We start from the raw sequence: 20,795 nt of genomic DNA on the forward strand, positions 1-20,795 counted from the left end.
ATTAGCCTAGTTGTGCTTTAACTTGTTTACTGATTTGTGCCATATCAGCACGGCCTTGTACCTGTGGTTTTACAATGGCCATAACGGCGCCCATTTGCTGCATGGAAGTTGCACCAGTTTCTGCAATTGCTGCTTTGACAATCTCACCGACTTCATCGTCAGTCAATGGTGTTGGCAAAAACTCGCTAATAATTACCATCTCTTCTTGTTCGATTGCTGCTAGATCTTCACGGCCGCCATCGATGAATTGTTGGTTGGAATCTTTGCGTTGTTTGTTCATTTTATCTAGAACGGCCAATACGCGAGCGTCATCTAGTTCAATTCGTTCGTCTACTTCGATTTTTTTGCATTCGGATAGGATGGTGCGAATGACGGTAACACGCTGTTTTTCTTTAGCGCGCATCGCGGTTTTTAGGGTTTCGGAGATGAACTTTTTTAATTCTGACATGGAATCCTCTTTTAATTCATGGAGCTTTAATTCATTGAGACAGTTACCCGTAACGTCGTACTGGGGGCTCTTTGGAAGCAAAAAAAACGGCTAGTTGGTTAACTAGCCGTTTTTTATAAGCCTAAATGTTAGAAACGTCTAGGCAAACATTTATTTTTTAGCAAATTGCCAAACGGCAGATTGGCCTAGTACAAACGTTGGAATTTCTTCTGCTCACGAGAAACTTTCTTAGCGTGACGTTTAACAGCGGCTGCTGCAGCACGTTTGCGAAGAGTAGTTGGTTTTTCGTAGCATTCACGACGACGAACTTCAGCCAAAACGCCTGCTTTTTCACAAGAGCGTTTGAAGCGACGTAGAGCGATGTCAAATGGTTCGTTATCTTTTACTTTTACTGCTGGCATGTAATTACCTTTAATAATATTTTTCTAAAGTTTAAGCATTCACAAAAACGGCGTGAATCATACCCGTATTTAATGGGCTTTCAAAGCGCGCTTTTGTTGAACAGAGTGTGATCCAGTATGGATCGATTTTTCTAGGCTAAAAAAGCCCAACCCTGAACAGACTATATGTCGCGTCTGTAACTGTATTCATTCTTTAAGAGGGTGTTTGGATCGCCATTTAACTTATATAAGAAGCGCTTACTTCAGAAGCTATGTGCCAAACTAGAAAAATCACCTGCCTTTTAATTTAAACATTTAAAACGCGCGCATTATAATGCTTTTGCCTTGCCATGTCTAATTTCATTTGGCTTGTCTTTTAAGTAAGTGGTTCTTTCCTCTGCAACGGTCGAGATAGATAGGGTACAATGCGCTCAAATTATTGATGAGATTATTCTGATGAAAGTATTGGGATTAGAAACCTCTTGTGATGAGACGGGTATCGCGATTTACGATACTGAAAATGGTCTTTTGGCTCACAAAATTTATTCTCAAATTGCGCAGCATGCCGAATACGGCGGTGTAGTTCCAGAGTTGGCTTCTCGTGATCATGTTCGTAAAACCTTGCCGCTTATTGATGAAGTGTTACGAGAGGCGGGCATGAAAAAGTCGGAATTGGATGCGATTGCTTATACAAGCGGCCCAGGCTTGATTGGTGCCTTAATGGCTGGTGCAACAATTGGGCGTTCTCTGGCTTATGCTTTGGGAATTCCTGCATTAGGCGTACATCATATGGAAGGTCATCTTTTAGCACCAATGCTAGAAGAATCTCAACCAGAAATGCCTTTTATTGCTTTGCTGGTTTCTGGTGGTCACACGCAGTTGGTTCGTGTAGATGGCATTGGCGAATATCGTCTTCTAGGTCAATCCCTTGATGACGCCGCCGGTGAAGCATTTGATAAAGCTGCAAAGATGATTGGCTTACCTTATCCTGGTGGACCGCAAATTGCTGCGTTAGCAAAACAAGGTAATTCTAAGTCTGGATTGAAATTCCCTCGTCCTATGACAGATCGCCCGGGGTTAGATTTTAGTTTTAGTGGCCTGAAAACAGCGTTTTTGACGGCAGTCCATGATGCACTAGACCATGATCGTTGTGATGAGCAGTTTAAAGCTGACGCGGCATTGGCGTTTGAAACCGCAGTAGTGGATACCTTAGTTATTAAGTGTCGTCGTGCCTTGGAGGCTGAAGGCTTAAAACAACTTATTATCGCTGGCGGCGTGAGTGCTAATCAGCGTTTACGTGAACAGCTTGAAAGTCAGTTGAAAAAAATCAGAGCTAACGTGTTTTATGCTCGACCAGAATTTTGTACTGATAATGGTGCCATGATTGCTTATGCTGGTGCTCAGCGTTTGGTTAATGGTCAATCTTCTGAATTAAGCTTGTCGATACGTGCTCGTTGGCCCTTGTCTGAATTGCCACCTTTGAAGGAATCTTAATATGAAAGACTTAGTATTTATTGAAGGTCTAAAAACTCAAGCTGTGATTGGTGTATATGAGTGGGAAAAAAAGATTCAGCAAGATTTAGTGTTTGATTTGGAAATGGAGCATGATAATCGTGTTCCAGCCGAGACGGACGATCTAGCTAAGACGCTAGATTACGAAGCTATCTCGAATTATATTTTGGCATTTTGTACCGAGCGTCAGTTTGAATTAATCGAAACGTTAGCGGAGCATTTGGTGGGAGAGTTGATCGGAAAATTTAAGCTGAACGCTGTCACGTTAACTTTGCGTAAGCCTGGCGCTGTTCCGTCCGCTCAAGCCGTTGGCGTGAAAATTCACAGAAAATCTGCTGTGACTTATTGAGAAAGTGTTGTTATTTATTAAGACATAAGTGACAGCGTTTTGCTTGTTATAGTTTGATAGCTATTACAAGTTAGCTAATCAGTGGTGAAAGTGTTTTGTCGAGAGCCTCAGCACGTACTTTTTTAAGCGCTTGACCCAATTCTGCACCACTAAAGCCTTGTTTGATTAAAGATGCGGCATTGATCACTGCAATAGTATCCCGTAGCTTCTGCCAGTCCTCAACTTTGCTATTGGTTAAGCGACTTAGAATCTCAATCAGTAAGATAAATGGTTGAGGTTTTTTTATGGCATTGACGGAAATCAACCAGTTTTCCCACGTAGTGGAGTCCATTGGAATGTGTTGGTTCTCTAGGAATGAGCGAGTTTGCTCGGCGAGAATCTTGAACTGATTTGGGCTACGAATGCGCTGATGAAGTTGAGTGAGTTCTGCAAGCGGAGTGTTTTTGCTGAGAATGGCCCAGCGCTGAGCAGGTGTTAGCCCAACTTGGTTCAATATATCAGTAAGCGTTTGGTTGTCTTCCAAAATAAATTCTGGAAATAGTTTGTCTAGCGCGTTAGCGTCTTTTAATACTGAAAAGAAAGCATTGGCATGGCACGTGTTAAGGGCTTTTTCTAGCTCTTTCCAAATGCGTTCTGCGCTCAGTGTGGATAGTTCTCCTGATGCGCTAATCTCTTGCATCAAAGACATGGTTTCAGGTGCGATAGTAAAGCCAAAATGATGAAATCGAGCGGCAAAACGAGCAACTCGCAATACGCGTAGCGGATCTTCTATAAAGGCATCAGAGACATGACGAAATACTCGGTCGAGCAAATCTTGTTGACCATTATATGGATCGATCAAAGTACCGTTTTCATCTTGTGCAATGGCGTTTATGGTTAGATCGCGGCGTTCTAAGTCTTCTTCTAAAGTGATGTCTGGTGAAAAGTCACAGATAAACCCAGTGTAGCCTTCACCTTGCTTTTTTTCTTTGCGGGCAAGGGCGTGTTCTTCTTTGCTTTTGGGGTGAAGGAAAACAGGGAATTGTTTACCGACTTGTTGAAACCCTTTTTGTTCAAGTTGTTCAGGTGTAGCGCCTGTGACGACCCAGTCATGGTCGATAACTGGGAGTTCAAGTAAAGCATCTCTAACGGCGCCGCCTACTAGATAAACTTGATAAGGGATTGTCATATTTACCTAGTTACCTGTCTCGCATTGTTCTGGGAACATTGCGCTCCATTGACTAAAGCCGCCATTCAAAGAGTAAACCTCTTTAAATCCTTGTGATGCAAGGTATTCAGCAGCACCTTTGCTGCTGTTGCCGTGGTAGCAGCAAACAATGACAGGCTGGCTTTTCTCTGTGCTATCAATAAAATTTTGTACATTGTCATTGGTAAGGCTAATCGCGTTTGTCATGTGGCTGTTTTGAAAACTAACCAAATCGCGAATATCTACAATAGCCGCATTATTTTCAATGATTGGGAGAGCGTCTGATATATCGATACAAGTGTAAGTCATGAGTTCTTCCGATTAATTGTGCAAGGTGTACTGAAGCGTTGTTTATCCTCGAGGCGTAAAGCTGTTAGGCTTCCGCCCCAGACACAACCTGTGTCTAGCGCATGAATGCGTTCTTTTTGGGTTTTGCCTTCTAAAGCGGCCCAGTGTCCAAAAACAATATGGCAATTTTCAGGTACTTTTGCTGGGTAATTGAACCAAGGTGCGTAACCTTTGGTTGCTGTGTTTATACCTTCTTTTGACTCTAGATCGAGCTTACTGTTCTCATCACAAAACCGCATTCGAGTTAAATAGTTAGTAATAACTCGAAGTCGATCTAGGCCTGTTAATTTCTCGCTCCATTGATCTGGCTTATTACCATACATGGTGGCAAAAAATTCATCAACACTGTCAGATTTCAGTTTGCCTTCTACTTCTTGAGCAAGTGCTTGTGCTTGCTTTAAGTCCCAGCAAGGTGGAATACCTGCATGAGTCATGACGGTATTGAGTTGCTCATTATAGTGAAATAGAGGTTGGTGGCGTAACCAATCCATTAGGTCGTCACGGTCACCTGCCGTTAGTATTTCTGTTAGTGTGTCGCCACGCTTTAACTTGCCATAACCATGAGAGACGGCGAGTAAATGCAGGTCATGATTGCCTAGAACGACGGTCGCGTTGCTGCCTAAGGATTTGATAAAACGTAGTGTTTCTAGGGATTCTTCACCGCGGTTGATTAAATCGCCTGCAAACCAGAGCTTATCTTGTTCTGGGTGATAATTTATTTGCTCTAAAAGCTGTACGAGAGGCGTGAGACAGCCTTGTAAATCACCAATAACATAGGTTGCCATAATTAGCCTCAGTGAACCTGATTTGGAACTGACAAGGTGAATGGTCGGATAGGGGCTTTGAATTCAGTTCCATCATCTGCCAGAAACTGGTAGCTGCCTTGCATACTACCAACAACCGTTTCCATTACTGTTCCGCTGGTGTAATGGAATGATTCGCCTGGGCCCAAATACGGGTATTCACCAATGACGCCGCTGCCTTTTACTTCTTGAACTTGTTCGTTACCATCAGTAATTATCCAATGGCGGGTTTGAAGTTTGGCCGATTCGGTTCCGCAGTTGGTAATAGAAATATGGTAAGCAAACACGTAGCGCGACTCTGTTGGTGTTGATTGTCCTGCTAGGTATTCTGTACGAACGGAAACCACGACGTCATATTTTTGCATTTACCCTTCCTTTTTGAGGACGTAGTTGGTAATTCGAACAAAGTCTTCTACGTCTAATCTTTCTGGGCGTAGTGTTGGGTCAATGTTTAGAGCAGTGAAATCATCATTGTCTAACACGCCTTTGTAGTTATTACGTAGGGTTTTTCGACGTTGCTGGAAGCCGATTCTTACCATGTCTTCTAACATTTTGATGTTATTGACAGGATGAGGCAGCGTTTTGTGAGGTGTCATTCTAACAATAGCGGAATCAACTTTCGGTGCTGGATCGAATGATTCAGGCCCAACAATAAACAGTGATTCGACAGAGCAGTAATACTGCGCCATAACACTTAATCGTCCATATAGGCTGTCACCTGGACGCGCAGCCAAACGATCAACGACTTCTTTTTGCAGCATGAAGTGCATGTCTTCAATTGCATCGGCTTGGCTTAATAGGTGAAAAATAAGCGGTGTCGAAATGTTATAAGGTAGGTTACCTACAACTCGAATGGCTTGTTCTGGAGTACTTAATGACGTGAAATCAAATTTCATTGCATCAGCTTCATGAACGGTTAGCTCAGGGAAGCGGAACAGATTCACTTTTAATATAGGAATAAGGTCACGGTCAAGCTCAACAACATCCATGCGCTCAGTGACACTGATAATACCTTCCGTTAATGCGCCTTTACCTGGTCCAATTTCAACTATACGTTGTCCTTTTTTAGGACCAATGCACGCTACAATGCGTCGAATAACGCCGTGGTCATGAAGGAAATTTTGGCCGAATCTTTTTCTGGCTTTATGGGGTTGTGGTTTGCTCATTTAGAAAACTTTTTCGCGTTATTTGCCATGTTAATAGCATGTTGAATGGCCACTTTAAGGCTGCCGTTATTTGCTTTGCCTGTGCCAGCCAAATCAATGGCTGTGCCGTGGTCGACGGATGTCCGAATAATAGGCAAGCCTAATGTAATATTTACGGCATTACCAAAACCTGAATATTTTAACACAGGTAAACCTTGATCGTGATACATAGCCAAGGCGCAGTCGGCATCATTTAGGTATTTTGGTGTAAACAGGGTATCCGCTGGCAGTGGGCCAATTAGATTTAAGCCTTCTTGGCGAAGTTTATTGAGGGTCGGGATAATAACGTCAATTTCTTCTTTGCCCAAATGGCCATCTTCTCCTGCATGTGGATTTAATCCACAGACTAAGATTTTGGGTTGCGCAATACCAAATTTTTCTTGTAGATCTTTATTAAGTGCTTTAGCGACAAGGCTGATATTTTTTTCAGTGATTGCAGCAGGCACATCTTTAAGTGGTAGGTGAGTGGTTACTAATGCGACTTTCATCGCTTCTGTCGCGAGCATCATAACAACATGTGGTGACTGGCATTGAGCTTGAAAAAACTCAGTATGTCCAGAAAAGTGAACGCCGGTTTCACATAAAATACCTTTATGGACTGGTGGCGTAACGATGGCATCAAACTCTTTTTGAATGCAGCCTTCACCTGCTTGTTTTAGTGTTTCTAACACGTAAGGGGAATTCGCAATATCTAGAGTGCCGGCAGCGGCCTTTTTCGTTAGTTGGATCGGCAAAACACTAATAGAACCTTGCTGATGTGCAGTGACATCTTGTGCACTATTTAGTGTTTGAATATTTACTGTTAGGCCTAGAGTCTGCGCTCTGTCTTGAAGTAGCTCAGGATCAGCTAGGATAATTAAGCGAGCAGGAAATGTCTGCTCGCTTAATGCGCTTAAGATAATATCTGGACCGATACCTGCGGGTTCGCCAGAGGTAATGGCAATAATGGGAAGTGATTCTACCTGATTATGTGCCATTATTTTCTCTTAGTTTTTAATATCAATGAAGGCGTCAGCACGTAATTCGTCGAGCCAGTTGCCAAGAACAATGTCTTGCTTTTGTGCGGTTAAAGCGCGTTCGGCATTGCTGCGTTTCACTTTATCGCTGATGTCTGCTTCGCGACGGCCTTCAACTTGAAGAATGTGCCAACCAAATTGTGTACGGAACGGCTTACTAATGTCGCCAATGTTAGTTTTCTTCATCACATCTTCAAACTCAGGAACCATGGCTCCTAGTGTGACCCAGCCTAAATCGCCGCCTTGTAAAGTTGAGCCTTGGTCTTCACTGTACTCTTTAGCTAATTGTGCGAAGTCCGCACCATTTTCTAGTTTTTTATAAAGCTCATCCGCAAGAACTTTAGTTTGCTCCATATTTCGAATTTCATTGGCCCGAACTAGGATATGTCGAGTTTTAGTTTGCTGTTGTAGCGTTACATCTGGAGAGCGTTTCTCAATCATCCACAATAAATGGAAGCCGGCATTGCTTTGCAATGGACCTATAAGCGGGCCTTTTTCGCTTTCTAATGCCCGTACAAATAGTGGCGGTAGTTGATTTAATGGACGCCAGCCCAAGTCCCCGCCTTCAATGGCAAATTGACCGTCTGAGTTTTCGATCGCTTGTTGCACGAAGTCATTCTCTGAGTGTATTTTTCCTGCAATGGTTTTAATTTTTGCAGCAGCTTCTTCTGGGCTACTTGCTCTAATTATTATATGTCGCAGGTGTACTTGATCTTTTTCTTTGGTGATACTGGTGTCTGAACTGAGGTAATCATCAATTTCTTGGTCTGAAATGGCAATGCGTTTTTTAACGATTTCTCGCTTTATGTTATTAATGAGAATTTCTTGCTCGATTTGCTCGCGATAACGCTCATAATTAATGCCCTTGCTAGCGAGAACATTTTTTAAACCCTGCAAGTCTAGATTCATGTTTTTCGCCACGCCAAGAATAGCATTGTCTACTTCTGAACTAGACGCTCGCATGCCGACTTTGCGGGCATAATTGACTTGTAATGCTTCATCTATCATTTGGTTTTGAATTTGACGATGAATGTTGTCAGTCATGACTCCGCCTGGAACACGGTCCTTAACGATTTGAAAGCGGCTTACAATGTCACTTTCTAAAATAGGACTAGAATCAACGATCGCTGAAATTCCATCAATTTTTGTAGGTGCAGCGTGCAGTGTTTGCAGAGGTACTAATGCAAATAGAATTAAAGAGAAAAAAGAAAATAACTTCATGATTAATATCCAACTTTTCCTTGGTTCCAATAGCTGTCAGCAATATTGTTGGCTTTGTTGTTAGCGCGGCCAGCACTGCTTAAACTACGTAAAATAAATTGTAAAAAGACGCCTCTATCAAACTCATTGTCATCATTGAGCCAATGTTGATAGCTCATCGAAACCTTGATACAGCAGTTTTCATAGCCTAACCCTGCAATTTCTTTAGTGCCATCCTCTCTTAAGAAATCATAGGTATATTGTGTGAACATGGACCAATTTTGATTGATCGGAAAAATAGTTCCTATGCTAGCTTGTTTAGCATCGTCATCTGGATCTGTGTTATTGATCGAGTACAAATAGCTTAGGTTTATTTTTATATCGTCAACAGGCTCTAAAGAAGCGACAAGCTGAGCTAAGTTTACCTCGCTATCGTCTAGGTTGTAATTCAAATTACCCGTTAGACTATATCGGTTACCGTTATAGTTGGCGGACGTCAGTAGATCACTGCGTTTTGAGTCATCAATGGCTGTATTCTTATCGGTTCTTCCGTCAATACCAACATAACGGTCCTCTAAATAGAAGATCTGGCCAGCTTTGAAGGCCCATTTTTCATTATTATTTTCATCATATAGACGACTTTCTAAACCAAGGGTTACCTGTTCCGTGTCACCAATACGATCATTACCGTTAAAGCGTGTATGACTAAAGGCCTGAGAGTAAGTCATCGTTGGTTCGCTAGCATCAAAATCAGGAATCTGGTTTTGAGACTCGAATGGTGAATACAAATAATTTAAACGGGGTTCAATCGTTTGTCGCCATACCGTCTGATTATTCAAGAAATTTCGCTCAAATAGTAGTGATGAGTCAACATAGCTAGTGAGATGTCCTACAGATGTGCTGCTATCTGAGTCTGTTGTATAGCTGTGAAGGTCATAATCTCTATATTGAGTTAGAAATCCTGGGGTGAAATTCCCCCAATCGTTACCTAGGTCAAATTTTATGTTTTGATTAAATACTGTCCGCTGACCGTCGAAATTGTCTTCGGCTGGATCATAAAAATCTGTATATTGAACGTCAATTTTATAATCTAAAAATGATGTTGCTATACGATAAGAGCTGTCTATACGAGGTAGCCATTCAAATGGCTCATCATTTTTGTCATTAGGTGTTTGATAGGTTAAGTAGGTCAGCTTGTTAAGAAAATTACCATTGTTAAAGGCAAAATACGCGCTGCGTTCGTAGTGGTCTTTTTCACCAATTGACGTGCTGTTTGCTTCAGGATATTTATCTTTTGTTGGGTTGTCTTCTAATAAAAAACCAGCGCTAAAGTATTGATTAAACTTCTGCGTGGATTTTAATTTTAATAGCGTCTGCTCGCCTTCATCATTATCAGAAAAAGTAGATTGTTCGTAAACTGTTTCGCCATAAGGGCTTAAATGTCGGAATTCTAAGTCAACCCCTTGACCTTTCTTTTGGATAAACTGCGGTGTAATTGTTGCGTCGTAGTTTGGCGCAATGTTCCAGTAAAATGGTGCTGAAAAACTGAATCCATCTGATCCCGAGTAGCTAAAACTAGGGAATAAAAGGCCAGTTTGACGAGAGTCGTCTATTGGAAAGCGTAGCCAAGGAAAATAGAATACAGTTAGGCCTGCAATACGAATCTGTACATGCTTTGCTGTACCAAATCCATTTTTTGGGTCTAGTTTTATTGAGCTACCATATAGTTTCCAGCTTTCTTCATTTGGTTCACAGGTGGTGAAAAAGCCTTCCTCGATAAAAACCACGCCATCTTGGTTGCGTGATAGTGATTTGGCTTCGCCGCGAGCACCTGATTGATGGCTAAGGAATTTTGCATCTTTGAAAACCGTTGGTGCATCACCGCTGTTTGCTATGTAACCAGTTGAACTGCGGATTAGCTGATTTTCGCTGCGTAATGTGACGTTTCCTGTAGCGAGATAATAATCGTCTGGAATACCTTCAATGTCATCTGCAGACAAGGTAGATTGAGGCTGAATGATCTCCGCCTCTCCTTGAAGATGAATTACACCATTTTCGTCACGAACGATGAGGTCAGCAGCGAGGTTTGTTCCCTTTGTATCTGTTGCTTTCCAGTTGCTAATGTATGAGCCCTGACAATATCGACTTAGCTGCGCTCGCTGCTCAGTCGTCAGGGATTCTTTGGGAGTCCAGTCCCATTGATCAACTTGCGCTTGTGCAAGAGGCAATATGAAAAGACTTTGAAAAAATAAGGCGTAGGTGCGTAAATGCTTAACCATGCAGGGTATACTTGCCACCAATAATTATTGTCCTAAATCGGATACTGCCCATAAGCGGTTCCACGTAATAAGACAAATGATAATCTAAGCAGGCCCATAGGGGCTACCGATTCTGGAGAAATATCTTTATGTGGAAAGTTGTTTGCGCGATTTTAGGCTATATTTTGGCTGGTTTTTTAGGCGCTTTACTGGGCTTTATCGTCGGCGGAGTCGTTGATAGAGCCCAGACTGGCGGCGCTTTTAGTGGAATTCGTGGTCGTGCGGATATGCGCCTTCAACAAGAAACTTTTTTTCGCACATTATTTCTTTTAATGGGGCGTTTGGCCAAATCAGATGGTCAGGTATCTGAAGCAGAAATTCAATTGGCGCAATCTGTTATGCAGCGTCTGCGTTTATCACCTGCTGCTCAAGAGCAAGCGAAGCAGTTGTTTAACGAGGGTAAATCTGAAAATTTTGACCTTGCTGCTGTCCTTAATACTTTTAAGCAGACCGTTGGTCCTGGAGATTTGACACGCACTTTATTGGAAGTGTTGTTGGTGTCTGCTTATGCGGATGGTCATTTTAGTGTCGAAGAAAAGTCATTTGTGTCTCAGGTTTGTGCGTATCTAGGGGTATCTGTTGCTGAATTTGAGGCTTTGCATATTCAGGTTAAGCAGCAAGCGCACTTTAGACAGGGCTACCAGTCTTCTTCTAACTATTCTTCTAGTAATGTGGGATCAAAAGATCTGCTGAAGGCGGCCTATGATGTACTGGGGGTGACACCAGAAATGAGTGATGCTGAAATTAAAAAGGCCTATCGTCGTCTGATGAGTAAAAATCACCCTGATAAATTAAGTTCACAGGGGTTGCCGGATGAAATGATTGAATTGGCAAAAGAGCGCACGCAAGAAATTCAATCTGCTTATGAAATGGTTAAAAATGCTCGTAAATAAGAGCTTAATTTAATATCTAATTGATTATAGGGCTTTCATAGAAAAGCCCTTTTTTTACGCTAGGTAATGATTTTAGTTGGTTTATTTGATTGGTGTTTTGCTTTAAAAAGCCACGAACTCTCTGTATTAATAATTGCTTGCTGTTTTTTCCTGTGACTCTATCAGGTAAGGCGTTTACTTGGATAAAATCGCCAACTTTATCTGTTCTTTGGTTAGCGGCTTGTTTGCGCCATACTGCAAATTGGTCGTTCCCAGTCTTATCGACATAGTAATCTAAGATAGGCTGCGCGATTTGACGAATTTGTTGTGCCACTTCGTAGTCTGATAGATTCGGAGGGGATTCTATATCGATAAGCGTTAATGCTTTGCCTGCGTCTTTGTTGGCGGCTAGGAATGCTAAGGCATAGCTGGCGCCAGTACCGTAGCCAAGAAAAGTGAATTGTTCTACTCCTTGTGCTTTGGCGTAATCGATAGTTGCCTGTATGCGAGCGAAAACCAGAGTTTGGTTAGGAAGTTCTTTAGGTGATGATGTGTTTTCTGCTGTCGCTGTGGTTATTTTAACAGGCTCGGCACGTTTAATAATGTCTGGGACTTCAAGGGATAAAGTACACCAGCTGTGCTCCGGCATGGCATCGCGTAATGGTGCGATGGCATCTGGCCAATCAGGGTGTTCGTTGTCTGAATGCAGCATTATTACACAGCCTTGAGTTGAGCTGGTGAGAGATGGTCTATAGAGGGCAAGGAAAGGCTCTGCATTCGCTTCTAAGGTTTGAATTTGGTGATCTAAACGTCTTATTGTTAGCGAAGCTTTCAGTGCATTAATTCGAGAAGCCTGCGGCTTGGGGATAATGTATTCTTTAGCGTTTTGTGTTGGTGTTGTTTGCGCCGGTGTATTTTGCTGTGGAGTAGTTGTACTGCCGGGGGCTGCTTGTGATTCTTCCGCGAAAAGAGCGGTATTTGTGCTCAAGGAAAGAAGTGCAATGATAGCGTGGCGCAGTGCAGTAAATTTCTTCATTGTTTTCAATACTTCTTTTAAAGGCCTTGTTAAAATACGGTCTAAATTTTCACTATGAGACCTTTATTGTGTCACTGCTGGAGTCAGATATGAATGATTTTATCATTGCCCCTTCGATCCTTTCTGCCGATTTTGCTCGATTAGGTGAAGAGGTCGACAATGTCTTGGAGGCCGGAGCCGACATCATACACTTTGATGTGATGGATAATCATTATGTTCCTAATTTAACGATTGGTCCTATGGTTTGTAAAGCATTGCGCAAACATGGCGTGACCGCTGATATTGATGTACATCTGATGGTGAAGCCAGTTGATCGCATGATTGGAGACTTTATTGAAGCGGGTGCTTCTATTATTACTTTTCACCCAGAAGCCAGTGAACACATTGATCGTTCTTTGCAAATGATTCGAGACGGCGGTTGTAAGGCTGGTTTGGTATTCAATCCAGCAACCTCTCTCGAGCATTTAAAATATGTGATGGATAAGATCGACATGGTGTTGTTGATGTCAGTTAACCCTGGGTTTGGTGGGCAATCTTTTATACCTGGTACTCTGGATAAATTACGCGAAGCTCGTGCCTTGATTGATGCCAGCGGTTATGACATTCGTCTTGAAGTCGATGGCGGTGTGAGTGAAAAGAATATTGCTGACATCGCACGTGCAGGCGCAGACACGTTTGTTGCGGGTTCTGCTATTTTTGGTAAAGAAGATTATAAAGCCGTGATTGATGCGATGCGCAAAGAATTGGCGAGTGTACGTTAATGAAAACGCCTAGCTATTTTTCAAAGTGGTTTGATGGTTGGCCTGAGCTAGTTTGCTTGGATCTTGATGGTACTTTAGTAGACAGTGTGCCTGATATTACTGGAGCGGTAGATGCTTTCTTAGCCGACCTTGGGGCGCCACTTGCGGGTGAGGAACTTGTTAGAGGTTGGGTTGGCTTTGGTTCTGCTAAATTGATCGAGCAAGCGCTTGAGTGGGCAGATATTGATTCTGCAAAACAGGAAGAAGCGTATCGTATTTTTCTAACACACTATCATGCGCATTTGACCGACGGCACGACGCTTTATCCAAATGTGAAAGCCTTACTGAAAGCCTTTAAGCATAACGGTGTTCCTGTTGCATTGATTACCAATAAGCCAAGTGTGTTTGTGAAACCTATGTTAGATCATTTTGAGCTGACTGAGCAATTTGGTTGGTTGTTGGGTGGCGACACACTAGAAGAGAAGAAGCCATCTGCTATGCCTTTGTTGCATTGCAGTGAGTCAATTGAAGCCTTGCCTGAAAATTGTCTGATGATAGGTGATTCAATTACTGATTTTAAAGCTGCAAATAACGCTGGTTTCAAATGTGCCTTGGTGACTTATGGTTACAACCAAGGTGTTGATCTTAAAGGGCTGGGCGCTGATGCGATAATTGATGATTTAGCTGAGTTGCTTGTCTGATTTTATTTATGGCGTGAGAGATGTAAAAAAGGCCAGACTATTTCTAGTTTGGCCTTTTTTGTTATTAAGTTTTTAAAAATTGAATATATTACTTTAGCTTTTGTCCTTCTGCGATGGCTCTTTCTGAAGCTGCTCTTTTACAGGTTGCTCCGATGAGTTCACCTGTTCCGATAATAGTGTCATTTGGCTATCGTCAGCCATGTGAACTGTATGGGTTGGGAAGGCAACTTCTGCATCATGTGATTCAATAATTTGCATAGCTTTGAACAGCACGTCTTGTTTGACGTTATGGTAGGTTCGCCAGTCTACGGTTTTTGTATATGCATAAATAAAGAAGTCTAGAGATGATGGACCGAACTGATTGAAATTCACCATATAAGTCTCGTTTGTGTCTAAATCTTCATGGTTGGCAACCATGTCTTTTATATCTGCCAGAATGGTTGGTAGAAGACTGAAGTCTCGATAGCGTACTCCAATAGTTTCATTTATGCGGCGATGGGTCATACGGGATGGGTTTTCAACCGAAATCAATGAGAAAGTGGAGTTGGGGACATACAGAGGGCGTTTTTCGAAAGTGCGAATGCGTGTTTGTCGCCAGCCAATATGCTCTACTGTACCTTCAATATTTTGATCTGGTGAGCGAATCCAGTCGCCAATAGCAAATGGTCGATCTAAATATACCATCAAACCACCGAAGAAGTTGGCGAGTAAATCTTTAGCTGCGAAGCCTACGGCAATACCGCCTATACCACCAAATGCCAATACGCCGGAAATGCTATAACCTAGTGTTTGCAAGATAACTAAAACTGAGGTGATGATAACGGATGCACGTAATAATTTACTGATTGCGCTGGCCGTTGTGTAGTCAACGTTAGTGGTTATTTTGCTTGAGTTGGTAAGTGTTCTTTCGCTTTCAGATATACAGCGCAATACGAACCAAGTCAGTATAACGATAACGCCGACTTCACGAATTGCATGGATAAGTGATGAAAAATTAGGGTCAACTTCTGTACCGGAAATTTCAGCGGCAATGCTCAAACCAGCCAACCATACAAAGACCCCAACAGGTTTTTGTGCTGCATGAATTAAGACATTGTCCCAAGGTGTTTTGGTTTTTTCGAGTTGTTTGTCTATACGCATTAAAATGCGGGTGGCAATAAAATTAACAATTAGTGTACCAAGTACAACTAAAAATACTCGGACAACCCAGTGCATTTTAGTGTCGCCCAAGCCTAAATATACTTGCATTGTTTCCCAGTTCATTATGCTTCTCTATACCTTTGTCTTGTTCGTGAATGGCTCTGATTAGAGGTTATGCTAGTTGTGTTACTTAAATAAGTAATAAAGTGCCCAATCCCAAGAAGGCAACAAAACCAGCTATATCTGTCACAGTGGTTAAAATGACTGATCCAGAGAGCGCTGGATCAATACGTAATTTATCTAGTAATACTGGTATTAGAACGCCAGACAGGGCAGCCATTATAATGTTGACGATAATAGCTAAGCCGATCACCATGCCAAGCATTGGGCTTTCGAACCACCATAAAGTCACTACACCAATTACAATGGCCCATAATATGCCGTTTAATCCGCCTACTTTTAATTCTTTTGATAATAAAGATTTTAAGTTGCTGCGAGTTATTTGTCCCAGGGCTAAGCCTCGGACAATTAACGTCAATGTTTGACTGCCTGCGATACCACCCATGGAGGCAACAACTGGCATTAATACTGCTAATGCAACGACCTGTTGAAGTGTGGCTTCAAATAGCCCGATAAACGCTGAGGCTAAAAATGCCGTCAGTAAATTTATGCCAAGCCAAATACCACGAGTTGCTGCACTGCGTTTTACTGGTGCAAATAAATCAGATTCTTCATTTAGGCCTGCTGTCGACATTTGCTGAGCTTCGTGCTCTAAGCGCCATGTTTCCATGGCAAGTCCTGCGTGGAAACGACCTAATAGAATTTGATTGTCATCCACCACAGGTAGTGCTGATAGCGACGATCGTTCGAGTTGCTCTGCAGCTTTTGTTAGTTCTGTATCGGCGTGGATAAAGGAGCAACCCTCATCTATCAAACTTGAAATTGGTTCGTGGCCTTGAGCCTTGAATAGACGGTCAAACTTCACGCAACCAACCCAACGGCCAGTTCTGTTCACCAAATACACCATATCTGTGTAATCTGGCGTGTTCTTTTTTAGCAGTCTAAGAGCTTCAGAGGCGCGGATGGATTGAGAGGCGATTAATAATTCGTGGTCAATCCAACGGCCAACAACATCATCGTTGTAAACAATACCTTGCTGGTAATATTCGCGTTGTTTGTTGTCCATCTGCTTTAAGGCGATGTCTACAAGGCGGTCTGGTAGCGAGTCCGTTATTTCGAGTAGGTCTTCGGCATCGACATCAGTGAATAAAGCTTCTATTTCTGAGTCATCTAGCTCTCTTAATAGTAGCTGTCGAGACTCTCCACGCATTTCAACCAAAATATCAAGTCGGTTGGCCTGTTTGATATTTGCCCATGCTTGCCGGCGTTGGGTAAGCGGAATGGATTCAAGCGCTAATGCCACATCGTCCGGTGTTAACTCTGAAATGGCCTTGTTAATGGACTCTGGAGAGTGCTCGTCATGTATGAGGGTTTCGATGAGGGCGGCGACTTGGCTATGCACAGGGCATCCTTAAAACACTGAATAATGACGGTAAAGATAACATGCTTTCTAGTGTGCGGTATAACCTCTTGTATATCAAACAAGGCTTTGTTTTTACACGGTATTATTTAAAACCTTCCAAAATGCTGAAATAAAAATAGTAAATTATGGTGTCATTTGATGGGGAGATTAGTGATTAGTGTATGCTCTTTGAACGGTTAGGATCTTATGAAGTGTAAGGTCTGGCGAGACAGAGTGTTCCTGACAGTGTAGAATTTAGCGCACTTTAAAATGCATGTTTTTATTATTCGTCAATGCATTTCGTTTTTTGTGTCAGTTTCTGCGGATTCTAACATTAGTAGATCAATATTGTTTTATAGGCGCGCCCCTTCTTTATGTTATTGATGATTGATAACTACGACTCTTTTACTTACAACCTTGTGCAATATTTTCGTGAGTTAGGGATGGATGTACAGGTTTATCGTAACGATGAGATTAGCATTAAAGATATTGAGCGCCTTGCTCCATCGCATTTAGTGATTTCACCGGGGCCTTGCACACCTAACGAAGCGGGGATTTCTCTGGCTGCAATCACGACATTTGCAGGGAAAATTCCAATATTGGGTATTTGCTTAGGCCATCAAAGTATTGGTCAGGTCTTTGGTGGAGAGGTAATTCGTGCTAAAAATGTCATGCATGGTAAAACCTCGTTAATTTATCACCAAAATACCTCTGTGTTTTCTGGCTTGCCAAACCCGCAGACTGCAACACGCTACCATTCCTTGGTCGTTTCAGCAGACTCATTGCCTGATTGCCTAGAAGTAACCGCTTGGAGTCAAAATGCAGAGGGTGATAGAGAGGAAATTATGGGAATTCGACATAAAACACTTGCCGTTGAAGGGGTGCAATTTCATCCTGAGTCGATTCTGACTGAAGCAGGTCATGCTTTATTGGCCAATTTCTTAACACGATAGTTTTAATACGATAGGAGAGGCTGGTGGATATTCAAAAGGCGATTGCTGCTGTTGTTGAACGCCAAGATTTGAGCGGCGACGAGATGCAAATAGTGATGCATGACATCATGACGGGAAAAGCCACGCCAGCACAGATAGGCGGATTTTTAATTGGCCTAAGAATGAAAGGTGAGACGGTCGAAGAAATTACCGCTGCGGCGCAGGTGATGCGAGAGTTATCGAGCAAGGTACATTTGGATCTTGAACATGTGGTTGATACATGCGGCACTGGCGGTGATGGTGGCAACTTGTTTAACGTATCTACAGCGTCTGCGTTTGTTGTTGCTTCAGCGGGGGGGAAGGTTGCTAAACACGGCGGGCGTTCCGTGTCTTCGAAATCCGGTAGTGCAGATGTGCTGGAGCAAGCGGGTATTTACCTTGGTCTTGATGCTGTGCAGGTTTGCCGATGTGTTGAAGAGATAGGTTTAGGTTTTATGTTTGCGCCTAATCATCATTCAGCTATGAAATATGCAGTTGGTCCTCGTAAGGAAATGGCTACTCGAACCATTTTTAATTTGCTTGGTCCATTGACTAACCCTGCTAATGCAAAATGTCAGGTCATGGGGGTTTTTCATCAGAAGTGGGTTCGTCCTATTGCTGAAGTATTGAAAGCTCTGGGTAGTGAGCATGTTATGGTTGTTCACTCTGAAGATGGCTTAGATGAGATTAGTATCGCTGCACCAACTTATGTGGCGGAGTTAAAAAATGGTGAAATTTTAGAGTATAAAATTTCACCAGAAGATTTTGGCATTCCATTGCAATCTATTGATACGATTCAAGCTGCTGATGCATCTGAAAGCCTTGCTTTAGTAAAAATGGCACTGGATGGTAAGGGGAAAATAAACCCTGCCAGGGATATTGTTGCTTTAAATGCTGGCGCGGCGATTTATGTTTCAGGTATTGCTGATACTTTAGCAGAAGGTGTGAATATTGCGGAAGATGTGATTGGCGGTGGTACAGCCAAAGTCAAGATGTCTGAATTAGCTAGTTTCACGCGTTGTTTTATGAGTCCTGACTCACTGTAATTATAGGAGCAGTAACCTAATGCAAATAGAAACACCGACAATTTTAAAGAAGATTGTAGCGCGAAAGTATGAAGAAATTACCGAACGTAAATCTCATACACCGTATGGAAATTTAGAGGTTGCAGCGTCTGTAGCTAATGTTCATAACGCCCCTCGTGGTTTTGCTCATGCATTAAGACATCAAATAGCTATCGGTAAATCTGGTGTTATTGCTGAAATTAAGCAAGCTTCCCCTAGTAAAGGTGTATTGCGCGAGCCTTTTATCCCAACTGACATTGCTAGATCCTACGAAAGATCAGGTGCGGCTTGTTTGTCTGTTCTAACAGACAGTGATTTCTTTAAAGGTCATGAAGATTATCTAGTTGAGGCTCGTGCAGCATGTAAGTTACCTGTTATTCGCAAGGATTTCATTGTCGATGAGTATCAGGTGCTAGAAGCTAGGGCGATTGGTGCAGACTGTATTTTATTGATTGCTGCGTGCCTAAGTGGTGATAAATTGCGAGAGCTAGATCAAATTGCTCGTGATCTTGGTATGGATGTTTTGGTAGAGGTACATAATCGTCCAGAGTTGGATTTGGCTTTGGAATATACTCAGACTGAATTGCTTGGTATCAATAACCGAAATCTTCATACCTTTGAGCTTAGTTTAGATCATACGTTTGAATTGATGGACAGTGTGCCTTCCGACCGCTTGATTGTTACAGAAAGCGGGATTCATACTCGTGATGATGTGGCCTTGATGAGGCAAAAAGGTATTCATGCGTTTTTGGTTGGCGAGGCTTTTATGCGCGCCGATGACCCAGGTGAAAAATTGGCTGAGTTGTTCCAGTCGTAATTATGATAGTTTCAGTCATGACAGAATCAAGTAAGGTTGAATGATGAAGACAAATGTTAGTTGGCAAGAAGATGTGCATTTTACCGCTGAAACCGGTTCTGGTTTTAAAGTGGAAATCGATGGAAATCAAGTGGCCGGCCCAAGACCTATGGAGCTTTTGCTTGCAGGCTTGGGTGGTTGTACTTCTTATGATGTGGTTGGGATTTTAAAGAAATCTCGTCAAGATGTGGTTTCTTGTGTTGCTCAAATTGATGCTGATCGAGCTGATAGTGTCCCTGCGGTGTTTACTGAAATTCGAGTGCACTTTGTCGTTACTGGTCGTAACTTGAAGGAAAGTGTTGTTGCTCGAGCAGTTAAATTGTCTGCAGAAGAGTATTGCTCTGCTTCTCTAATGTTAGAGAGAGGTGGTGTGAAAATTGTTCATAGCTTTGAGGTGATTGAGGCGGAATAAGGTATTGCTTTATAAAAGTATTTAAAAAAAGAGCTAAGAGGCTCTTTTTTAGTTTTTTGCAGTGCTTAATGTGTTGGTGTCCCCACCAGGACTCGAACCTGGAATAGCTGCTTAGGAGGCGGCCGGTATATCCTGTTTACCTATGAGGACGTGCTGCAAGTTGAGATTTATACATTAATTACGACTGAAATACAAATGACAACTAAGTATGATGTTGATTCTTATGGTTTTTTAAGCTCGGCCTAATGTATGTTTGCTGCTTATTGGGCGTGTAGAGCCTCTGGCTGTATAGACTTTGTTTTTGCTGCTATGGCCTTGGAGTAATTCGAAAAGATGCTTGTTACGCTTTTGTAAGGTGTTAAGGATTCGAGCGTTAGTGTTGTTTTGTGTTTTACATTTTTTGAGTAATGTTTCGCACTCTTGCATTAATAGGCGAACGTTGTCCATTGAGCTGTCTTGTAGGCTTAACCAGTTTTTGAATTCTGTTTCAGTAGGTTTTTTTCGGTCGACAATATCAAATTTAATGAGAATGTTGACTCTTTTCTCATTAAGCTGATTCATTTCATCAAGAAGGGTTTGTTTTTGCTCGGATAGGCTGATGATTACTTCGCTGTTCAGTTCCCCATAAGCTAAACGCTCTTCATCAAGAAGCGAAGAGAGTTTTTCTAATATCTCTTTGCTTCTGATAAATATAGGTGCGATAGGAATCATAAGAC

At 42.2% G+C, this 20,795-nt stretch carries 23 protein-coding genes and 1 tRNA gene; 9 read left to right on the forward strand and 15 right to left on the reverse strand.

What is annotated here, in order from left to right; all coding sequences use genetic code 11:
• Position 1: 1 nt before the first annotated feature.
• The gene (locus tag TY87_RS09595) at positions 2–448 is read right to left on the reverse strand and encodes a GatB/YqeY domain-containing protein (protein WP_072840312.1); all 447 of its coding nucleotides are present in this window, start codon (positions 446–448) and stop codon (positions 2–4) included.
• A gap of 185 nt (positions 449–633) precedes the next feature.
• Positions 634–849, reverse strand: a complete 216-nt coding sequence (gene rpsU / locus TY87_RS09600) for a 30S ribosomal protein S21 (RefSeq protein WP_009835737.1) — start codon at positions 847–849, stop codon at positions 634–636.
• Between the two features lie 435 nt (positions 850–1,284).
• Between rpsU and tsaD the strand changes: the two genes are divergently transcribed.
• Positions 1,285–2,322, forward strand: coding sequence for a tRNA (adenosine(37)-N6)-threonylcarbamoyltransferase complex transferase subunit TsaD (gene tsaD, locus TY87_RS09605; protein WP_100186919.1), 1,038 nt, complete (start codon positions 1,285–1,287; stop codon positions 2,320–2,322).
• 1 nt (position 2,323) lies between these two features.
• Positions 2,324–2,689, forward strand: a complete 366-nt coding sequence (gene folB / locus TY87_RS09610) for a dihydroneopterin aldolase (protein WP_072840314.1) — start codon at positions 2,324–2,326, stop codon at positions 2,687–2,689.
• 70 nt (positions 2,690–2,759) lie between these two features.
• On the opposite strand, the gene TY87_RS09615 is transcribed toward folB, so the two are convergent.
• Genes TY87_RS09615 through TY87_RS09650 form a run of 8 tightly spaced genes read right to left on the reverse strand, consistent with a single transcriptional unit; the run spans position 2,760 to position 10,726 of the window.
• On the reverse strand, positions 2,760–3,857 hold the full coding sequence (locus tag TY87_RS09615) for a tRNA nucleotidyltransferase/poly(A) polymerase-related protein (RefSeq protein WP_100186920.1): 1,098 nt from the start codon (positions 3,855–3,857) through the stop codon (positions 2,760–2,762).
• Between the two features lie 6 nt (positions 3,858–3,863).
• Positions 3,864–4,184 (reverse strand): thiosulfate sulfurtransferase GlpE, encoded by a 321-nt coding sequence (glpE, locus tag TY87_RS09620; protein ID WP_072840316.1) that lies wholly within the window; start codon positions 4,182–4,184, stop codon positions 3,864–3,866.
• On the reverse strand, positions 4,181–5,008 hold the full coding sequence (locus tag TY87_RS09625) for a symmetrical bis(5'-nucleosyl)-tetraphosphatase (protein ID WP_100186921.1): 828 nt from the start codon (positions 5,006–5,008) through the stop codon (positions 4,181–4,183). The genes glpE and TY87_RS09625 overlap by 4 nt, the downstream gene beginning before the upstream one ends.
• 8 nt (positions 5,009–5,016) lie before the next feature.
• The gene (apaG, locus tag TY87_RS09630; RefSeq protein WP_072840318.1) at positions 5,017–5,391 is read right to left on the reverse strand and encodes a Co2+/Mg2+ efflux protein ApaG; all 375 of its coding nucleotides are present in this window, start codon (positions 5,389–5,391) and stop codon (positions 5,017–5,019) included.
• Entirely contained in the window at positions 5,392–6,192 is an 801-nt protein-coding gene (gene rsmA / locus TY87_RS09635) for a 16S rRNA (adenine(1518)-N(6)/adenine(1519)-N(6))-dimethyltransferase RsmA (RefSeq protein ID WP_072840319.1), read from the reverse strand.
• Positions 6,189–7,208, reverse strand: a complete 1,020-nt coding sequence (gene pdxA, locus TY87_RS09640) for a 4-hydroxythreonine-4-phosphate dehydrogenase PdxA (RefSeq protein WP_100186922.1) — start codon at positions 7,206–7,208, stop codon at positions 6,189–6,191. The genes rsmA and pdxA overlap by 4 nt, the downstream gene beginning before the upstream one ends.
• A 9-nt stretch (positions 7,209–7,217) precedes the next feature.
• Positions 7,218–8,468: a peptidylprolyl isomerase gene (locus TY87_RS09645; protein WP_072840321.1), complete on the reverse strand. Its 1,251-nt coding sequence runs from the start codon at positions 8,466–8,468 to the stop codon at positions 7,218–7,220.
• Between the two features lie 2 nt (positions 8,469–8,470).
• Entirely contained in the window at positions 8,471–10,726 is a 2,256-nt protein-coding gene (locus TY87_RS09650) for an LPS-assembly protein LptD (protein ID WP_232617103.1), read from the reverse strand.
• Positions 10,727–10,854: 128 nt separating this feature from the next.
• On the opposite strand from TY87_RS09650, the gene djlA reads away from it, so the two are divergent.
• Positions 10,855–11,658: a co-chaperone DjlA gene (gene djlA / locus TY87_RS09655; RefSeq protein WP_100186923.1), complete on the forward strand. Its 804-nt coding sequence runs from the start codon at positions 10,855–10,857 to the stop codon at positions 11,656–11,658.
• Between the two features lie 16 nt (positions 11,659–11,674).
• On the opposite strand, the gene TY87_RS09660 is transcribed toward djlA, so the two are convergent.
• Positions 11,675–12,673, reverse strand: coding sequence for a DUF3530 family protein (locus TY87_RS09660; RefSeq protein ID WP_100186924.1), 999 nt, complete (start codon positions 12,671–12,673; stop codon positions 11,675–11,677).
• Positions 12,674–12,762: 89 nt separating this feature from the next.
• On the opposite strand from TY87_RS09660, the gene rpe reads away from it, so the two are divergent.
• Entirely contained in the window at positions 12,763–13,434 is a 672-nt protein-coding gene (gene rpe, locus TY87_RS09665; protein WP_100186925.1) for a ribulose-phosphate 3-epimerase, read from the forward strand.
• Positions 13,434–14,114: a phosphoglycolate phosphatase gene (locus TY87_RS09670; RefSeq protein WP_100186926.1), complete on the forward strand. Its 681-nt coding sequence runs from the start codon at positions 13,434–13,436 to the stop codon at positions 14,112–14,114. Before rpe ends, TY87_RS09670 begins: the two co-directional genes overlap by 1 nt.
• A gap of 93 nt (positions 14,115–14,207) precedes the next feature.
• On the opposite strand, the gene TY87_RS09675 is transcribed toward TY87_RS09670, so the two are convergent.
• Positions 14,208–15,377 carry a mechanosensitive ion channel family protein gene (locus TY87_RS09675; RefSeq protein ID WP_198432069.1) on the reverse strand — a complete coding sequence of 390 codons (1,170 nt, stop codon included), beginning with the start codon at positions 15,375–15,377 and terminating at the stop codon, positions 14,208–14,210.
• Between the two features lie 67 nt (positions 15,378–15,444).
• Positions 15,445–16,776 carry a magnesium transporter gene (locus TY87_RS09680; RefSeq protein ID WP_100186927.1) on the reverse strand — a complete coding sequence of 444 codons (1,332 nt, stop codon included), beginning with the start codon at positions 16,774–16,776 and terminating at the stop codon, positions 15,445–15,447.
• A 374-nt stretch (positions 16,777–17,150) separates the two neighbouring features.
• Here TY87_RS09680 and TY87_RS09685 point away from each other — a divergent pair, with 374 nt between their 5' ends.
• The 4 genes from TY87_RS09685 to TY87_RS09700 are packed head-to-tail and all read left to right on the forward strand — an operon-like array spanning position 17,151 to position 20,079.
• Positions 17,151–17,729 carry an anthranilate synthase component II gene (locus TY87_RS09685; RefSeq protein ID WP_072840328.1) on the forward strand — a complete coding sequence of 193 codons (579 nt, stop codon included), beginning with the start codon at positions 17,151–17,153 and terminating at the stop codon, positions 17,727–17,729.
• A 23-nt stretch (positions 17,730–17,752) separates the two neighbouring features.
• Positions 17,753–18,793 (forward strand): anthranilate phosphoribosyltransferase, encoded by a 1,041-nt coding sequence (gene trpD / locus TY87_RS09690; protein ID WP_100186928.1) that lies wholly within the window; start codon positions 17,753–17,755, stop codon positions 18,791–18,793.
• Between the two features lie 19 nt (positions 18,794–18,812).
• Positions 18,813–19,628, forward strand: a complete 816-nt coding sequence (gene trpC, locus TY87_RS09695) for an indole-3-glycerol phosphate synthase TrpC (protein ID WP_100186929.1) — start codon at positions 18,813–18,815, stop codon at positions 19,626–19,628.
• Positions 19,629–19,671: 43 nt separating this feature from the next.
• The gene (locus tag TY87_RS09700) at positions 19,672–20,079 is read left to right on the forward strand and encodes an OsmC family protein (protein WP_100186930.1); all 408 of its coding nucleotides are present in this window, start codon (positions 19,672–19,674) and stop codon (positions 20,077–20,079) included.
• Between the two features lie 74 nt (positions 20,080–20,153).
• Here TY87_RS09700 and TY87_RS09705 read toward each other — a convergent pair.
• A tRNA-Arg gene (locus tag TY87_RS09705) sits at positions 20,154–20,229 on the reverse strand.
• An 81-nt stretch (positions 20,230–20,310) separates the two neighbouring features.
• Positions 20,311–20,790, reverse strand: coding sequence for a flagella synthesis protein FlgN (locus TY87_RS09710; RefSeq protein ID WP_100186931.1), 480 nt, complete (start codon positions 20,788–20,790; stop codon positions 20,311–20,313).
• Positions 20,791–20,795: the final 5 nt, after the last annotated feature.

The organism is Marinomonas sp. BSi20584 (assembly GCF_002792415.1).
GTDB classification, from domain to species: Bacteria; Pseudomonadota; Gammaproteobacteria; order Pseudomonadales; family Marinomonadaceae; genus Marinomonas; species Marinomonas polaris.

What these genes read in the sequence shown, in the direction of transcription:
- TY87_RS09625 (WP_100186921.1), bottom strand. Translation starts at nt 5,008, where the DNA reads ATGGCAACCTATGTTATTGGTGATTTACAAGGCTGTCTCACGCCTCTC.
- TY87_RS09670 (WP_100186926.1), top strand. Translation starts at nt 13,434, where the DNA reads ATGAAAACGCCTAGCTATTTTTCAAAGTGGTTTGATGGTTGGCCTGAG.
- djlA (WP_100186923.1), top strand. Translation starts at nt 10,855, where the DNA reads ATGTGGAAAGTTGTTTGCGCGATTTTAGGCTATATTTTGGCTGGTTTT.
- TY87_RS09675 (WP_198432069.1), bottom strand. Translation starts at nt 15,377, where the DNA reads ATGAACTGGGAAACAATGCAAGTATATTTAGGCTTGGGCGACACTAAA.
- TY87_RS09645 (WP_072840321.1), bottom strand. Translation starts at nt 8,468, where the DNA reads ATGAAGTTATTTTCTTTTTTCTCTTTAATTCTATTTGCATTAGTACCT.
- TY87_RS09700 (WP_100186930.1), top strand. Translation starts at nt 19,672, where the DNA reads ATGAAGACAAATGTTAGTTGGCAAGAAGATGTGCATTTTACCGCTGAA.
- rpsU (WP_009835737.1), bottom strand. Translation starts at nt 849, where the DNA reads ATGCCAGCAGTAAAAGTAAAAGATAACGAACCATTTGACATCGCTCTA.
- TY87_RS09710 (WP_100186931.1), bottom strand. Translation starts at nt 20,790, where the DNA reads ATGATTCCTATCGCACCTATATTTATCAGAAGCAAAGAGATATTAGAA.
- folB (WP_072840314.1), top strand. Translation starts at nt 2,324, where the DNA reads ATGAAAGACTTAGTATTTATTGAAGGTCTAAAAACTCAAGCTGTGATT.
- TY87_RS09615 (WP_100186920.1), bottom strand. Translation starts at nt 3,857, where the DNA reads ATGACAATCCCTTATCAAGTTTATCTAGTAGGCGGCGCCGTTAGAGAT.
- trpC (WP_100186929.1), top strand. Translation starts at nt 18,813, where the DNA reads ATGCAAATAGAAACACCGACAATTTTAAAGAAGATTGTAGCGCGAAAG.
- apaG (WP_072840318.1), bottom strand. Translation starts at nt 5,391, where the DNA reads ATGCAAAAATATGACGTCGTGGTTTCCGTTCGTACAGAATACCTAGCA.
- glpE (WP_072840316.1), bottom strand. Translation starts at nt 4,184, where the DNA reads ATGACTTACACTTGTATCGATATATCAGACGCTCTCCCAATCATTGAA.
- TY87_RS09685 (WP_072840328.1), top strand. Translation starts at nt 17,151, where the DNA reads ATGTTATTGATGATTGATAACTACGACTCTTTTACTTACAACCTTGTG.
- tsaD (WP_100186919.1), top strand. Translation starts at nt 1,285, where the DNA reads ATGAAAGTATTGGGATTAGAAACCTCTTGTGATGAGACGGGTATCGCG.
- rpe (WP_100186925.1), top strand. Translation starts at nt 12,763, where the DNA reads ATGAATGATTTTATCATTGCCCCTTCGATCCTTTCTGCCGATTTTGCT.
- pdxA (WP_100186922.1), bottom strand. Translation starts at nt 7,208, where the DNA reads ATGGCACATAATCAGGTAGAATCACTTCCCATTATTGCCATTACCTCT.
- TY87_RS09660 (WP_100186924.1), bottom strand. Translation starts at nt 12,673, where the DNA reads ATGAAGAAATTTACTGCACTGCGCCACGCTATCATTGCACTTCTTTCC.
- TY87_RS09595 (WP_072840312.1), bottom strand. Translation starts at nt 448, where the DNA reads ATGTCAGAATTAAAAAAGTTCATCTCCGAAACCCTAAAAACCGCGATG.
- TY87_RS09650 (WP_232617103.1), bottom strand. Translation starts at nt 10,726, where the DNA reads ATGGTTAAGCATTTACGCACCTACGCCTTATTTTTTCAAAGTCTTTTC.
- rsmA (WP_072840319.1), bottom strand. Translation starts at nt 6,192, where the DNA reads ATGAGCAAACCACAACCCCATAAAGCCAGAAAAAGATTCGGCCAAAAT.